At 71.6% G+C, this 15,343-nt stretch carries 11 protein-coding genes; 5 read left to right on the top strand and 6 right to left on the bottom strand.

Going from position 1 to position 15,343, the window contains the following annotated elements:
- Positions 1 to 100: 100 nt before the first annotated feature.
- The gene (locus OG802_RS03430; protein ID WP_329407088.1) at positions 101 to 2,614 is read right to left on the bottom strand and encodes a DEAD/DEAH box helicase; all 2,514 of its coding nucleotides are present in this window, start codon (positions 2,612 to 2,614) and stop codon (positions 101 to 103) included.
- Between the two features lie 145 nt (positions 2,615 to 2,759).
- Here OG802_RS03430 and OG802_RS03425 point away from each other — a divergent pair, with 145 nt between their 5' ends.
- Positions 2,760 to 3,554, top strand: coding sequence for a metal-dependent hydrolase (locus tag OG802_RS03425; protein WP_329407086.1), 795 nt, complete (start codon positions 2,760 to 2,762; stop codon positions 3,552 to 3,554).
- A 35-nt stretch (positions 3,555 to 3,589) separates the two neighbouring features.
- Here OG802_RS03425 and OG802_RS03420 read toward each other — a convergent pair whose 3' ends face one another.
- From OG802_RS03420 to OG802_RS03405, 4 genes are all read right to left on the bottom strand, one after another.
- Positions 3,590 to 3,847 carry a type B 50S ribosomal protein L31 gene (locus OG802_RS03420; protein WP_069772314.1) on the bottom strand — a complete coding sequence of 86 codons (258 nt, stop codon included), beginning with the start codon at positions 3,845 to 3,847 and terminating at the stop codon, positions 3,590 to 3,592.
- Between the two features lie 18 nt (positions 3,848 to 3,865).
- Positions 3,866 to 4,336: a DUF5709 domain-containing protein gene (locus tag OG802_RS03415; RefSeq protein WP_329407081.1), complete on the bottom strand. Its 471-nt coding sequence runs from the start codon at positions 4,334 to 4,336 to the stop codon at positions 3,866 to 3,868.
- Positions 4,337 to 5,083: 747 nt separating this feature from the next.
- Positions 5,084 to 6,901 (bottom strand): ABC transporter ATP-binding protein, encoded by a 1,818-nt coding sequence (locus OG802_RS03410; protein WP_329407079.1) that lies wholly within the window; start codon positions 6,899 to 6,901, stop codon positions 5,084 to 5,086.
- The gene (locus tag OG802_RS03405) at positions 6,898 to 8,799 is read right to left on the bottom strand and encodes an ABC transporter ATP-binding protein (protein WP_329407076.1); all 1,902 of its coding nucleotides are present in this window, start codon (positions 8,797 to 8,799) and stop codon (positions 6,898 to 6,900) included. Before OG802_RS03405 ends, OG802_RS03410 begins: the two co-directional genes overlap by 4 nt.
- 254 nt (positions 8,800 to 9,053) lie before the next feature.
- Between OG802_RS03405 and OG802_RS03400 the strand changes: the two genes are divergently transcribed.
- Positions 9,054 to 9,869, top strand: coding sequence for a L,D-transpeptidase family protein (locus OG802_RS03400; RefSeq protein WP_329407073.1), 816 nt, complete (start codon positions 9,054 to 9,056; stop codon positions 9,867 to 9,869).
- A 439-nt stretch (positions 9,870 to 10,308) separates the two neighbouring features.
- Complete coding sequence (locus tag OG802_RS03395) at positions 10,309 to 11,769, top strand: cation:dicarboxylate symporter family transporter (protein WP_329407071.1); 1,461 nt, start codon at positions 10,309 to 10,311, stop codon at positions 11,767 to 11,769.
- A gap of 125 nt (positions 11,770 to 11,894) precedes the next feature.
- Here OG802_RS03395 and OG802_RS03390 read toward each other — a convergent pair whose 3' ends face one another.
- Positions 11,895 to 12,419, bottom strand: coding sequence for a MarR family winged helix-turn-helix transcriptional regulator (locus OG802_RS03390; RefSeq protein ID WP_329407068.1), 525 nt, complete (start codon positions 12,417 to 12,419; stop codon positions 11,895 to 11,897).
- 93 nt (positions 12,420 to 12,512) lie between these two features.
- Between OG802_RS03390 and OG802_RS03385 the strand changes: the two genes are divergently transcribed.
- Positions 12,513 to 14,426, top strand: a complete 1,914-nt coding sequence (locus OG802_RS03385) for an ABC transporter ATP-binding protein (RefSeq protein WP_329407066.1) — start codon at positions 12,513 to 12,515, stop codon at positions 14,424 to 14,426.
- Positions 14,427 to 14,479: 53 nt separating this feature from the next.
- Positions 14,480 to 15,334, top strand: a complete 855-nt coding sequence (gene mltG / locus OG802_RS03380; RefSeq protein WP_329407064.1) for an endolytic transglycosylase MltG — start codon at positions 14,480 to 14,482, stop codon at positions 15,332 to 15,334.
- Positions 15,335 to 15,343 lie beyond the last annotated feature (9 nt).

Here is a 15,343-nt window from a genome sequence, read left to right as displayed (position 1 = left end):
TCCGGTCCGCCTGCGCCGCCGGTCCCGCCCGGCAGGCCCCCTCGGCCGGCCTCGCCCGTTCCGGTCCGTACCCGCGAACCGCCGCCCGGCATCCCTGGCATCACAGTTGACCGACGGAGGTGACGCGGACGACCGCACGGCCCTCGGCGTCGGACGCCGTGAGGTCGACCTCGGCGCTGATGCCCCAGTCGTGGTCGTCGTTCGGGTCGTCGAAGATCTGACGTACCCGCCACAGCGCGTTCTGCGGCTCCTCCTGGATGACGAGCAGCTTCGGCCCCCGGGCGTCGGGACCGGTGCCGAGGTCGTCGTACTCGTCCCAGTACTTGTCCATCGCCTCACCCCACGCGTCGGCGTCCCACCCGGACTCGCCGTCCAGCTCGCCGAGTTCGTCGACACGGTCGAGAGCGGCCAGCTCGACCCGGCGGAACATCGCGTTGCGGACCAGGACCCGGAAGGCGCGGGAGTTGGCGGTGACCGGCTTGACCTCGTCGGCCTTCTCCTGGGCCTCCTCTGCGGTCATCTCCTCCGGGTTGGCGAGCTGCTCCCACTCGTCCAGGAGACTGGAGTCGACCTGGCGCACCATCTCGCCCAGCCACGCGATCAGATCCTGGAGGTCCTCCGACTTGAGATCGTCCGGGACGGTGTGGTCGAGCGCCTTGAACGCGCCGGCCAGGTACCGCAGCACGATGCCCTCGGTGCGGGCCAGCTCGTAGTGCGAGACCAGCTCGGTGAACGACATCGCCCGCTCGTACATGTCCCGGATGACGGACTTCGGCGACAGCGGATGGTCGCCGACCCACGGGTGGCTCTTGCGGTACGTGTCGTACGCGTGGAAGAGCAGCTCCTCCAGAGGCTTCGGGTACGACACGTCCTGGAGGCGCTCCATGCGCTCCTCGTACTCGACGCCGTCGGCCTTCATCGTGGCCACCGCCTCGCCGCGCGCCTTGTTCTGCTGCGCGGCCAGGATCTGGCGCGGGTCGTCCAGCGTGGACTCCACGACGGAGACCATGTCGAGCGCGTAGGAGGGCGACTCCGGATCCAGCAGTTCGAACGCGGCCAGCGCGAAGGTGGACAGCGGCTGGTTCAGTGCGAAGTCCTGCTGGAGGTCGACGGTGAGGCGGACGATCCGGCCGCTGGCGTCCGGCTGGTCGAGCTTCTCCACGACGCCGCCGTCCAGCAGCGAGCGGTAGATCGCGATCGCGCGCCTGATGTGCCGCAACTGCTGCTTGCGCGGCTCGTGGTTGTCCTCCAGCAGGTGCCGCATCGCCTCGAAGGCGTTCCCGGGCCGGGCGATCACCGACAACAGCATCGTGTGCGTGACGCGGAAGCGCGACGTCAACGGCTCCGGGTCGGAGTCGATCAGCTTGTCGAAGGTGTTCTCCGTCCAGCCCACGAACCCCTCGGGCGCCTTCTTGCGCACCACTTTGCGACGCTTCTTCGGGTCGTCGCCGGCCTTGCTGAGGGCCTTCTCGTTCTCGATGACGTGCTCGGGAGCCTGGGCGACCACCAGACCCGCAGTGTCGAAGCCGGCCCGGCCCGCCCGGCCCGCGATCTGGTGGAACTCACGCGCGCGCAGCGTGCGCACCCGGTTGCCGTCGTACTTGGTCAGCGCCGTGAACAGCACCGTGCGGATGGGCACGTTGACCCCGACGCCGAGGGTGTCCGTCCCGCAGATCACCTTCAGCAGTCCGGCCTGGGCCAGCTTCTCCACCAGACGCCGGTACTTCGGCAGCATGCCCGCGTGATGGACGCCGATGCCGTGCCGCACGTAGCGCGAGAGGTTCTGGCCGAACTTGGTGGTGAAGCGGAAGTTGCCGATCAGTGCGGCGATCCGCTCCTTCTCCTCACGCGAGCACATGTTGATGCTCATCAGCGCCTGCGCCCGCTCCACCGCCTGCGCCTGCGTGAAGTGCACGATGTAGACGGGCGCCTGCCGGGTGTCCAGCAGGTCGGTCAGCGTCTCCGTCATCGGCGTGTACCGGTACTCGTAGGACAGCGGCACCGGGCGGGTCGCCGAACGGACCACCGCCGTGGGCCGGCCGGTGCGCCGGGCCAGGTCCTTCTCGAAGAACGACACGTCCCCGAGCGTCGCCGACATCAGCACGAACTGCGCCTGGGGAAGCTCCAGGATCGGAATCTGCCACGCCCAGCCGCGGTCGCCCTCCGCGTAGAAGTGGAACTCGTCCATGACGACCTGGCCGACGTCGGCGTGCCTGCCGTCGCGCAGCGCGATCGAGGCGAGCACCTCGGCGGTGCAGCAGATCACCGGCGCGTCGGAGTTCACCGACGCGTCGCCGGTCAGCATGCCGACGTTCTCCGTGCCGAAGATCTTGCACAGCTCGAAGAACTTCTCCGACACCAGCGCCTTGATCGGCGCCGTGTAGAAGGTGACCTCGTCCCGAGCGAGAGCCGCGAAGTGGGCGGCCGCGGCGATCATGCTCTTCCCGGACCCCGTCGGCGTCGAAACGATCACGTTCGCCCCGGAGACCACCTCGATCAGCGCCTCCTCCTGGTGGGGGTAGAGCGTCAGACCGCGCTCCTGCGCCCAGGACTCGAAGGCTTCGTACAGGGCGTCGGGATCTGCGGTCGTCGGCAGCTGATCGATGAGGGTCACGACCCCATCTTGCCTGCCGTCACCCCCGAGGGGGGAATCGGCTGCCGACCCGAAGATCACGGCGGCTACGCTGTGACGCCGACGGAGCGTCATCGCACCCGGTCAACTGGACAGCGGCACACGAGGAACAGGGCGGGCAACGGCCATGATGGGACCAGCACACTCACTGTCGGGCGCCGCCGCCTGGCTCGGCGTCGGTGCGGCGGCCGCGGCAGCGGGGCACACGATGCCCTGGCCGGTCCTGCTCGTCGGCGCGCTGATCTGCGCCGGCGCCGCGCTCGCCCCGGATCTCGACCACAAGGCCGCCACCATCTCCCGGGCCTTCGGCCCCCTCTCCCGCTGGCTGTGCGAGATCGTCGACAAGCTCTCCTACGCCGCCTACAAGTCGACGAGGAAGCAGGGCGACCCGCGCCGCTCGGGCGGGCACCGCACGCTCACGCACACCTGGCTGTGGGCCGTCATGATCGGCGCGGGCTCCTCGGCGCTGGCGATCACCGGCGGCCGCTGGGCGGTCCTGGCGATCCTGTTCGTGCACATGGTGCTCGCGATCGAGGGTCTGCTGTGGCGGGCGGCCCGGGGCTCCAGCAGCGATGTGCTGGTGTGGCTGCTCGCCGCGACCAGCGCGTGGATCCTCGCCGGCGTCCTCGACAAGCCCGGCAACGGCTCGGAGTGGCTGTTCACCGAGCCCGGTCAGGCGTACATGTGGCTGGGACTGCCCATCGTGCTGGGCGCCCTGGTGCACGACATCGGCGACGCCCTGACCGTGTCCGGCTGCCCGGTCCTGTGGCCCATCCCGATCGGGCGCAAGCGCTGGTACCCGATCGGGCCGCCCAAGGCGATGCGGTTCCGGGCGGGCAGCTGGGTCGAGCTGAAGGTGCTCATGCCCGTGTTCATGGTGCTCGGCGGGGTGGGCGGGGCAGCGGCCCTCAACTACATCTGACGGCCGGGGCGGACCGTCCCCGGCCAAAGGCCGGCTCAGGTCATCGCGCCGCCGTCGCCGTAGCGCCGCTCGAAGCGGGCGACCCGGCCCTCGGTGTCCACCGTGCGCGCCTTGCCCGTGTAGAAGGGGTGGCTCTCCGAGGAGATCTCCACGTCGACGACCGGGTAGGTCTCACCGTCGTCCCACTCGATGGTCTGGTCGCTGGCCGCTGTCGATCGGGTGAGGAAGGCGAATCCGGCGGCGCGGTCGCGGAAGACGACCTCGTGGTAGTCGGGCTGCTTGTCCTGCTGCATGAATGCTCCTCGTGCGGTTCAACCGGACAGGGCGTCCTCGTCGACGATGTGCATCGCGGCCTCCTCCGCGGAGGCGGCCGCGCCGTCGATCCCGACGTCCGTGGCGATCAGCGCGCTCTCCTCGTCCTCGTGGACCCCTTCGTCGGGAGCCACGAGCCGTCCGGAGCGCATGGCGCCGACCTCGTTGTCGAGGAGTTCCCCGTCCGTGCCGTCGCAGTCGCCCAGACCGTCGCCGTCGGGCGTCCCGGGATCCGGCAGCTCCTCGGCGAGGCGCTGGTCCAGGCTCTCCCCCTGCCGGCGCTCCGCGGCGGTCACACCGATGTGCTCAACGGCCCAGGGGCGGTCCGGCGGCGACCAGCCGCGGTCGAGGGGGTCCTCGACGCCGTCGTTCTCCAGCGTGTCCTCGCCGTCGAGCAGCCCCGCGTCGTCCTGGATGTCCGAGGCGTCGGGCTGGTAGACGTCGTCTCCCCATCCGTCGGCGCTGTCCACGGCTACCTCCAGGGGGTGACGGGCCGCTTCCCTGCGCGGTCGGCGGCCGGGTGCCGCCGTACAGGGCGTCGGCCGGGCGCGGCGTGTGCCGGATGGATTCCGACGGTCTCCCGCGCGGGTGCAGATATCCAGCGTTCCACCCTGCTTCGGTACCGCGCAACGCCAGAGGCCGCGCGAACGCCCGGCCCGCTCCCTTCCGACGCGGCGCCGCCGCCCCTTCCCGGCCTGCGGACCGTGCGTCGCGCCGACCGGCGGTCACGGCCGTCGCCCTCGTCACGCCCTCGTCCGGAGCCGGAAACGGAGACCCGCCGGGGCACCGCACCCTGCCGCGCCACGGCCGTCCGTTGCCGCCCACCTCTCCCGGCCGGCGCCGGCGAGGGCGGCCATGGCGCAGCAGTCGCAGCCGCCTGCTGCCTCCGGACCGGGACGGCCGCCCGCACCGGCGCTTCCGCCCGTCGAGGGGGCCGCGGGATCACGCCCGCAGCCGCTTGCTGCCTCCGGGCCGGGACGGCCGCCCGCACCGGCGCTTCCGCCCGTCGAGCGGGCCGCGGGATCACGCCCGCAGCCGCTTGCTGCCTCCGGGCCGGGACGGCCGCCCGCACCGGCGCTTCCGCCCGTCGAGCGGGCCGCGGGATCACGCCCGCAGCCGCTTGCTGCCTCCGGGCCGGGACGGCCGCCCGCACCGGCGCTTCCGCCCGTCGAGCGCACCTCGGCATCCCGCGCGGGATGCCCCTTCCGCCGTGCTGCTCAGCCGTGCCACGACCTCCAGAGAGCCGCGTAGGCTCCCTCCGCCGCCACCAGCTCGGCATGGCTGCCCAGCTCGCTGATGCGGCCGTTCTCGACGACGGCGATCACGTCGGCGTCATGGGCGGTGTGCAGCCGGTGGGCGATCGCCACGACCGTGCGGCCGTCCAGCACACGGGCCAGGGACCGTTCGAGATGGCGCGCGGCACGAGGGTCGAGGAGCGAGGTCGCCTCGTCCAGGACCAGCGTGTGCGGGTCGGCCAGCACCAGCCGGGCCAATGCGATCTGCTGGGCCTGCGCCGGGGTGAGCGCGACGCCGCCGGAGCCGACCTCGGTGTCGAGGCCGTCGTCCAGGGCCCGTGCCCATCCGTCGGCGTCGACCGCGGCCAGGGAGGCCCACAGCTCGGCGTCCTGCGCCGTCGCCGAGGCCCCGTCGCCCGCACGCAGCCGGGAGTGGGGGAGCGCGAGGCGGAGGTTGTCGCGCAGGGAGCCCACGAACACGTGATGCTCCTGATTGACCAGTGCCACATGGGAACGGACCCGCTCGGCGGTCATCCGCGACAGTTCCGCGCCGCCGAGGGTGATCCGGCCGTCGCGGGGCGCGTAGATCCCGGCGAGCAGCCGCCCCAGGGTGGACTTGCCCGCGCCCGACGGGCCGACCAGGGCCAGCCGGGTGCCGGGGGACACCTCCAGGGACACCTTGCGCAGGACGTCGACCCCCTCCCGGTAGCCGAAGTGCACCCGGTCGGCGAGCACGTCGTGTCCGTCCGGAGCCAGCTCGCGGTCCCCTCCGTCGGGCTCGATGTCCCGCACACCGACGAGCCGGGCCAGCGACACCTGGGCCACCTGCAGCTCGTCGTACCAGCGCAGCACGAGGTTCACGGGGTCGACCAGCATCTGCGCGAGGAGCGCCCCCGTCGTCAGCTGCCCGACGTCGATCCAGCCCCGCAGCACGAACGCCCCGCCCAGCATGAGGACCGAGCCGAGCACCGTCACATGCACCATGTTGATCACGGGGAAGAGCACGGACCGCAGCCACAGCGTGTAGCGCTCCCAGGCCGTCCACTGCCGGATCCGCTGCTCCGAGAGCGCGATGCGGCGGCCGCCCAGGCGGTGCGCCTCGACGGTGCGGCCCGCGTCCACCGTCTCGGCGAGAGCGGCGGCCACGGCCGCGTAGCCGGCCGCCTCGGAGCGGTAGCCGGTCGGCGCCCGTTTGAAGTACCAGCGGCAGCCGACGATCAGCAGGGGCGCCGCGACCAGTACGGCCGGCGCGAGCGGCGGCGCCGTGACGACCAGTCCGCCGAGCAGCAGCAGCGCCCACATCACACCGATGGTCAACTGGGGCACGGCCTCGCGCATCGCGTTGGCCAGCCGGTCGACGTCCGTGGTGATGCGGGAGAGCAGGTCGCCCGTGCCGGCCCGCTCCAGCACGCCCGGAGGCAGGCGAACCGACCGGACGAGGAAGTCCTCGCGCAGGTCGGCGAGCATCTGCTCGCCGAGCATCGCTCCACGCAGCCGCACCTGGCGTACGAACGCCGCCTGGACGACCAGAGCGACGACGAACAGCGCGGCGGTGAGCCCCAGATGGACCTGGCGCGCCCCGTGCGACAACCGTTCCACCAGGTCGCCCAGCAGCCAGGGACCCACCATCGACGCGATCGTGGCGACCGTGTTGACGAGGAGGAGGAGCAGAAAGGCGCGGCGGTGCCGGCGCAGAAGTTCGGCCACGTAGGCGCGCACGGTCGCGGGGGCGCCGACGGGCAGCGTGCCGGCCGTCTTCGGTGCCGCCGGGTCATATGCGGGTGGCGCCACGCCGATCATGCCGTCTCCTCGATCTCTTCGCGCTCCTCGCGCCCCGTCCGGACGAAGTCCCGCTCGGCGGCTGTCAGGTCGTCCTCGACGGTCACGAGTCCGTTCGTCTCCAGGGGTCCGGGCGTGCCGCTCGCAGAGGTCGTCCCGTCGTGGAGAGCCGTGCTCCTGGTGCTCTCCTCCTCGGTCTCCCTGGTCACCACGGCCCGGTACCGCGGCTCGTCGTGCAGCAGTTCGCGGTGCGCTCCGGCCGCGACGACCGCGCCCTCGTGGACGAGCACGACGCGGTCGGCCCGGTCGAGCAGCAGCGGGGACGAGGTGAACACGACCGTCGTGCGGCCTTCCCGCAGCTCGCGCACCCCTTCGGCGATGCGGGCCTCGGTGTGCGAGTCCACGGCCGAGGTGGGCTCGTCCAGGACGAGGACCTCGGGGTCGGTGTACAGCGAGCGGGCCAGCGCGAGCCGCTGTCGCTGGCCGCCGGACAGGGACCGGCCCCGTTCGGTGATGCGGGCGTCCATCGGGTCCGCGGCCTCCAACGACCCCTGGACGAGCGCCTCGAGAACGTCGTCGCACTGGGCGGCGGCCAGCGCCGCACCCGCGTCGACCTCCCCCGAGGCGGGCACGTCGAGCAGCTCGCGCAGCGTGCCGGACAGCAGAACGGGATCCTTGTCCTGGACGAGGACGGCCGCGCGGGCGCAGTCCAGCGGGAGTTCGTCCAGGGGGACGCCGCCGAGCAGGACCGAAGGCCCGTCCTCCGCGGGGTGGCCGCCCAGCCGTTCGGCCAGGACTCCCGCCGCGTCGGGATCGCCGCACACCACCGCGGTGAAGCGGCCCGACGGGGCGAGCAGGCCGGTGGCGGGGTCGTACAGGTCGCCCGAGGGAGCCTCGGCCGCGAGGGACCCGCCGGTGTCGGTCGCCCGCTCCAGGGACAGCACACCCGCGGCGCGATGGGCCGACGGACGCGAGAACGAGTAGGCCATCGCGATCTCCTCGAAATGCCTGAGGGGATAGGTCAGGACCATCACGGAGCTGTATACGGTGACCAGTTCACCCACCGTGATGCGGCCTTCGCGCGCCAGATGGACGCCGTAGCAGACGACCGCGACCAACAGCAGACCCGGCAGCAGCACCTGGATGGCGCTGATCAGCGACCACATACGGGCGCTGCGCACCGCCGCGTGCCGCACCTCCTGCGAGGCGCTGCGATACCGGTCGAGGAAGAGTTCCTCACCGCCGATCCCGCGCAGCACCCGCAGGCCGGCCACGGTGTCCGAGGCGAGTTCGGTGGCCCGTCCGGCCTTCTCGCGCTGGACGTCGGCGCGGCGGGTGGCCCGCGGCAGCAGCGGCAGCACCGCCAGCGCGAGGACGGGCAGTCCCACGGCGACCACGACGCCGAGCGCGGGCTCGTACACGACCAGGCCCACGCACACCAGGAGGACGGTGACGGCGGCGGCGGTGAAACGGGACACCGCCTCGACGAACCAGCCGATCTTCTCGACGTCGCCCGTGGAGACGGCCACTACCTCGCCGGCCGCGACCCGCCGGGTCAGCGCGGAACCGAGCTGCGAGGCCTGGCGGGCGAGCAGTTGCTGCACCCGGGCGGCGGCGGTGATCCAGTTGGTGACCGCGGCCCGGTGCAGGAACGTGTCACCGACGGCGATGGCCACGCCGCACAGAGCCATCACCACGCCGGTGAGGGCGAGTCGGGCGCCGGAGCGGTCCACGACGGCCTCGATCGCGAAGCCCACGCAGAAGGGCTGCGCCGAGACGGCGACGAAGTGCAGCAGCCCCCAGGCCAGGGCCTTGAGTTGACCGCCGAGCTGATTGCGGCCCAGCCACCACAGGAAGCGGGGGCCCGAGCGGGCGTCCGGCACACCCGGGTCGGGGTACGGGAGGTCTTGGATCTGCATGGCGTCCCAGTGGTTCGAGTCAGGGGAGGAGAGGGGAAAGGCGGGCGGGGAGGGAGCGAGGGGGCGAGAGGTGAGGGAGCGGCGGCGGACGGAAGGCCCGCGGACCGCGGCAGCAAACCGTGCAAGGTTCGCGTCGGGACCTGGTCGGAATCAACCGGTTTTCCGTGGCGTCGGCGGGATCCGGGCACCGCCCGACCCGGCTCGGTGTCCTGAAACGGCGTGAGAAGTCCGGAAAGCGATGCGAGCATGGTCCGATGCGACTCGGCGATGAGCGGCGTGCGGCAGCCGCGGCGGTGGCGTCCGTTTTCCTGTTCGCGGCCCTGGCCGCTTGCGGCGGAGCGAGCGCGGAACGCGGAAGTGACGGTGTGGCAGGTGCCGCAGCAGGGCGCGCTGATGGCGGTGGGACGGGGGACGGTGCGCTGGGCGCCGGACATTCACCGGGAGCGACGGCGGCGGCGGAGGAGGAAGCAGGCGCGGGCGCGGGCGTGGTGACGAGCCTGCCCGGTCTCGGCGACCGGATGCGGCGACGGATTCCCGTGGCCGCGCGACAGGTCGTGGCGGTGTACGGCGACGGGAAGGACTCCGCGCGGGCCACCGTGGTGCTCTACGCCAGACGCGGTCCGCGCTGGGAGCGTGTCCGTGCCTGGCCGGGACACAACGGCAAGAGAGGCTGGACGGCCCGGCACCGGGCCGGCGACAACCGCAGTCCGGTCGGGGTGTTCACGCTCAGCGACGCGGGCGGGGTGCTCGCCGACCCCGGGGCCCGGCTGCCCTACGCGAGATCCGCGTCCTTCGCGGCGCCGCGCTGGTGGGCCAAGTCGCACTGGCACGACTTCGACTACGTCATCGCCATCGACTACAACCGCGTCAAGGGAGCCCCGCCCGACGATCCGAGACGGCCCGAGGGCGAGGACAAGGGCGGAGGCATCTGGCTGCACATGGACCACGGCAGCGGCACGTCGGCCTGCGTCAGCGTGTCCCGGGAGGCGATGGAGCACCTGTTGCGCACCTTGGACCCGGACGAGCATCCCGTGGTGGTCATGGGAGACAGGGCCGCGCTGAGGTCTTGAGGTCTTGAGGGTGCGGGGTCTCGGGGGGCTGGGGCCTCGAAGGGCCAAAGGGCCAAAGGGCCAAAGGTTCAAAGGGCTCGAAGGGCTTGAGGCGCCTGAGGGGGTTGAGGGATCTGAAGGACTTGAGCGTTCGGGTCGATTCCGTCCACGACGTATCGCCCGGGACGGGATCTGCCCGGCCGGGATTTACCTGACGGAAACACGGCGGTTTCGCGGACGATCAACGGCGGCTGCACAGTGATGGGCACGGAAACCGCTTTCCGTATGGCAGAAGTCCCCTTCGGTTTCGCCGTGCCGCCAAGTCCCGTACCCATGCCCGTGCCGTCGACTCCGGTGCCGTCAACTCCCGTGCCGTCAACTCCCGTGCCGTCAAGTCCCGTACCGCCCTGTCCGGTGCCCCCGTGCTCCGCACCGCTGGCCGTCCCCCTCAGGAGTGCCCGTGCAGCCGTCCGCCCCGTCCGCCTCGCGACGCGTCGTACGCGTACTGCGTACCTCGCTCTTCGCCCAGGTCGCCGTCGCGCTGGTCCTCGGCGTGCTCGTCGGAAGACTGTGGCCCGGCGTTGCCACGGATCTCCAGCCGCTCGGCGACGGGTTCACCCGGCTCATCAAGACGATCATCTCGCCCCTGGTGTTCTGCGTGGTCGTCGTCGGCATCGCCAAGGCCGGGGATCTGAGGGCCTTCGGCCGGATCGGCGTGAAGGCGCTGGTCTGGTTCGAGGTCGCGAGTACCTTCGCCCTGGTCATCGGGCTGCTGGCCGCCAACATCGTCCGGCCGGGCGCCGGCATGGACGTGGACCCCGCCACGCTCGACACCGCCGCGGTCGACGCGAAGACCGGCGGCGGTTCGCTGCCCTCGACGGCCGAGTTCGTCGTGAACGCGCTCCCCACCAGTTTCGTCGGCGCGTTCGCCGAGAACTCCCTGCTCCAAGTGCTCGTCCTCGCCTGTCTGGTGGGAGCCGCGCTGCTGCATCTCGGCCCCACGAGGGTGCCCAAGGTGCTGCCGGCCGTCGAGCAGGCCCAGGAGATCGTCTTCGCCGTCGTCGGGTTCGTCATGCGGCTGGCGCCGATCGCGGTGTTCGGCGCGACGGCCGTCCTGATCGGCAACTACGGCCTCGGGGTGATCGAGACCTACGGCAAACTGATCGCCCTGTGCTACGCGGCGGCGGCCCTGTTCATCGCCCTGCTCGCCGTCGCCCTGCGCATGGTCACCGGGTTGAGCCTGTGGAAGTTCCTGCGCTACATCCGTGCGGAGATGCTCCTCGCGCTCGGTACGGCGTCCACCGAATCCGTCATGCCCCGCGTGATGCAGAAGCTGCGCAGGGCCGGAGCCCGCGACGACGCCGTGGGCCTCGTGCTGCCGACGGGCTACTCCTTCAACCTGGACGGCGCCTCGCTGTATCTGTCGATCGGCACGCTGTTCATCGCCCAGGCGGTGGGCGTGGACCTGAGCCTGGGCCAGCAGGTCACGGTGGTCCTGGTGCTGATGCTCACCAGCAAGGGCATGGCCGGGATCCCCGGCTCGGCCTTCCTCGCGCTGTCGGCGACCGCTTCCTCGCTGGGGGCCGTGCCCGCCGGCGCGGTGGCGCTGCTGCTGGGCGTGGACCGGATCATGGACTCGATGCGCGTCGTCACCAACCTGCTGGGCAACTGCGTCGCCGTCTTCGCCGTCTCCCGCTGGGAGGGTGCGCTCGACCTGGAGCGGGCCAGGAGGGTGCTGGACGGCGACGTCCCGGAGGGGACGGAGGGGGAGCCCGAGGGCTCAGGGGGCTCCGAGGTCTCCCGGGACCCCGAGGTCTCCCAGGGTCGCCCCGACGATTCCCAGGGGGCCGGTACGGTGGCCGGCGCCGTGGGCGGGATCCCGGTTCAGCCCACCAAGGAGTCCGCTACCGAGGTCGCCTGACCGCCCCCGACCCGCGCCCCGAGCCGAACCTCGATCCTGACCCGAACCCTGACCCCGATTCACACGCCGTGCCCGCTCCTCCGGCATTTTGCGGAGGGGCGTGGCACGGCCCGTTCGCGTGCCGCTCAGCAGGCGTGGCCCGGTTCCCCCGAACCTTCCCCTGCCCGCTCCCGGTGCTGCGCCCGTTCCCGTTCGCGTGCCGGCTCGTGGTCCGCCGGCTCGCCGCCGACCAGGGCGTCCAGCAGACCGCTCAGCACCTCGCGCTCCAGGGTGGTCAGCGGGTCGAGGATCTCCTCCGCCGCCGACACGCGGGCGCCGCGCAGTTCGCGCAGCGCCCTGCGTCCGCCCTCGGTCAGCTCGATCCGGATCACCCGTCGGTTGGTGGGGTCGGGCGCCCGCCGCGCCAGGCCGCTCGCCTCCAGGCCGTCGACCAGGGTCGTCACCGCCCGCGGCACCACCTCCAGCCGGGCGGCCAGGTCGGCCATGCGCGGCGGTGCGGCGCAGTGCGCCAGGGTGCGCAGCAGCCGGGCCTGGGCCGGCGTGACACCCAGCCCGCTCTGCTGCAGATGGCGCTTCTGGATGCGGTGCACCCGGCGCGTGAGCCGCAGCAGTTGCTCGGCGAGCAGACTGTCGGAATCCGGGGTGGTCATGCGGGAACAATATCAGGATGCCGTTCATTGTGAGTATAGGTAACAATGAGCTACGCTCCGCCCGTCCTCCTCGTCACACCCTCCGTAGGAGCCATGCCCCGAGATCACATCGAATGGACCCCCACGCCCGGCGCGTCGGCAGACGAGCCCCGCCAGGTGCGCCGCATCCTCGCTCTCTTCAAGCCCTACCGTGCGCGGCTCGCGGTCGTCGGCCTGCTGGTCGCCGCCTCGTCGCTGGTCGCCGTGGCCACACCGTTCCTGCTCAAGGAGACGCTGGACGTCGCGATCCCCCAGGGACGCACCGGCCTGCTGAGCCTGCTCGCCCTGGGCATGATCCTCAGCGCCGTGCTCGGCGGCGTCTTCGGCGTGCTCCAGACGCTCATCTCCACCACGGTCGGCCAGCGAGTCATGCACGACCTGCGGACGGCCGTCTACGGGCGCCTGCAGCGCATGTCCCTGGCGTTCTTCACGCGCACGCGTACCGGCGAGGTGCAGTCCCGCATCGCCAACGACATCGGCGGCATGCAGGCCACCGTCACCTCCACCGCCACCTCCCTGGTCTCGAACTTCACCAGTGTGGTCGCCACGATCATCGCGATGGTGGCCCTCGACTGGCGGCTGACGGTCGTCTCGCTCCTGCTGCTGCCGGTGTTCGTGTGGATCAGCCGCCGTGTGGGCAACGAACGCAAGAAGATCATCACCCAGCGCCAGAAGCAGATGGCCGCGATGGCCGCGACGGTCACCGAGTCGCTGTCCGTCAGCGGCATCCTGCTCGGTCGCACCATGGGCCGCGCCGACTCGCTCACCCAGGCCTTCTCGGACGAGTCCGAGCAGTTGGTGGATCTCGAGGTGCGGTCGAACATGGCCGGACGCTGGCGCATGGCCGTGATCGGGATCGTCATGGCGGCCATGCCCGCGGTCATCTACTGGACGGCCGGCATGGCGCTGCAACTCGGCGGCCCCGATGTCTCCCTCGGCACGATCGTGGCCTTCGTGTCGCTGCAACAGGGCCTGTTCCGCCCGGCCGTCAGCCTGCTGTCGACCGGTGTGCAGATCCAGACCTCGCTCGCGCTCTTCCAGCGCATCTTCGAGTACCTCGACCTCCCGATCGACATCACCGAGCGCGAGGACCCGGTCCACCTCGATCAGATCAAGGGCGAGGTGCGCTTCGAGGACGTCGTCTTCCGCTACGACGACCCCGACGGCGTTGACGACGGCGGCGGTCTCGACGGCCGCGGCGGCGACGACCGTCACGGCAGCGGCGACCGTGAGGGTGACGGCCGCAAGCGTGACGGCAGGGGTGGTGCGGCGCTCAGGCCGGTGCTCGACGGCATCGACGTCACCGTCCCGCCGGGCGGCAGCCTGGCCGTCGTCGGATCGACCGGCGCGGGCAAGTCCACGCTGGGCCACCTGGTGCCGCGGCTGTACGACGTGACGGGCGGCCGGGTCACCATCGACGGCGTCGACGTGCGCGACCTCGACTTCGACACCCTGGCCCGCGCGGTCGGCGTCGTCTCGCAGGAGACGTACCTCTTCCATGCGACGGTCGCCGACAACCTGCGCTTCGCCAAGCCGGACGCCACCGACGAGGAACTGCACGCGGCGGCCCGGGCGGCGCAGATCCACGACCACATCGCCGGACTGCCCGACGGCTACGACACGGTGGTCGGCGAGCGCGGACACCGCTTCTCGGGCGGGGAGAAGCAGCGTCTGGCCATCGCCCGCACCATCCTGCGCGATCCGCCGGTGCTCATCCTGGACGAGGCGACCAGCGCCCTCGACACCCGCACGGAGCAGGCCGTCCAGGACGCCATCGACGCGCTCTCGGCGAACCGGACCACCCTCACCATCGCCCACCGGCTGTCCACGGTTCGGGACGCCGACCAGATCGTGGTCCTCGACTCCGGCACGGTCGCCGAACGCGGCACGCACGAGGAGCTGCTGCGACGGGACGGCCGGTACGCGGCCCTGGTGCGACGAGACGCCCGACTGGAGCCGACAAGATGAAAGTATGCCCGGTTATGTCAGATTTGTAATGGTCTGGGGGTTACCGTGCCCCCATGCAGATGAACACTCCGCCTCGGAGCACGATTCGACTGACGCGCCGGGGCCGTCTCGTCCTGATCGCGACCGGAGCCGTCGTGGCCGGCACCGCCGTGGCGGTGCCGCTGCTGACTCTGGGGAACGCCGAGAAAGAACCGAAGCCGAGGACCCTGGTCGTCCCCGAGGGCTGGCGCGCGAGCCAGGTCTACGCGGCCATCGACAAGGCACTCGCCCTGCCGTCCGGCACCACCAGGAAGGCGATGCCGACGGCCGGCCTGAAACTGCCGGGCGACGCCAAGGGCAACCCGGAGGGGTACCTCTTCCCGGCGACCTATCCGCTGGACGAGAAGGCCACGCCGCGGACGCTGCTGGCGTACATGGTCGACACGGCCGACAAGCGGTTCAACGGCGCGCCCGTGACCGCGGGCGCCCAGCGCAACGCCCTGAACGTCTATCAGGCGGTCACCGTCGCCAGCCTCGTCCAGGCGGAGGCGGCCACCAAGGCGGACATGGGCAAGGTGGCCCGGGTGGTGTTCAACCGGCTGGAGCGCGGGATGCCGTTGCAGATGGACTCCACCATCAACTACGCGTTGAACCGCTCCACGCTGAGGACGACGGAGAGCGACACCCGCGTCCAGAGCCCGTACAACTCCTACCAGCGCATGGGGCTGCCCCCGACGCCCATCGACAACCCCGGCGAGGACGCCATGCGCGCCGTCGTCAACCCCACTCCGGGCGACTGGCTGTACTTCGTCACCGTCAAGCCGGGCGACACCCGCTTCACGGCGAGTCTCGCGGAACACCAGCGCAACGTCGCGGAGTTCAACCGCCACCAGAAGGCCCTCAAGCGCCCGCCCGCCGCTGCCGGATGAGCCGCCGGG

This window comes from Streptomyces sp. NBC_00704 (assembly GCF_036226605.1).
Taxonomy (GTDB): domain Bacteria; phylum Actinomycetota; class Actinomycetes; order Streptomycetales; family Streptomycetaceae; genus Streptomyces.
The sequence above is the reverse complement of the archived record's forward strand: the minus strand, read 5'-3'. Positions and strand labels throughout refer to the sequence as shown.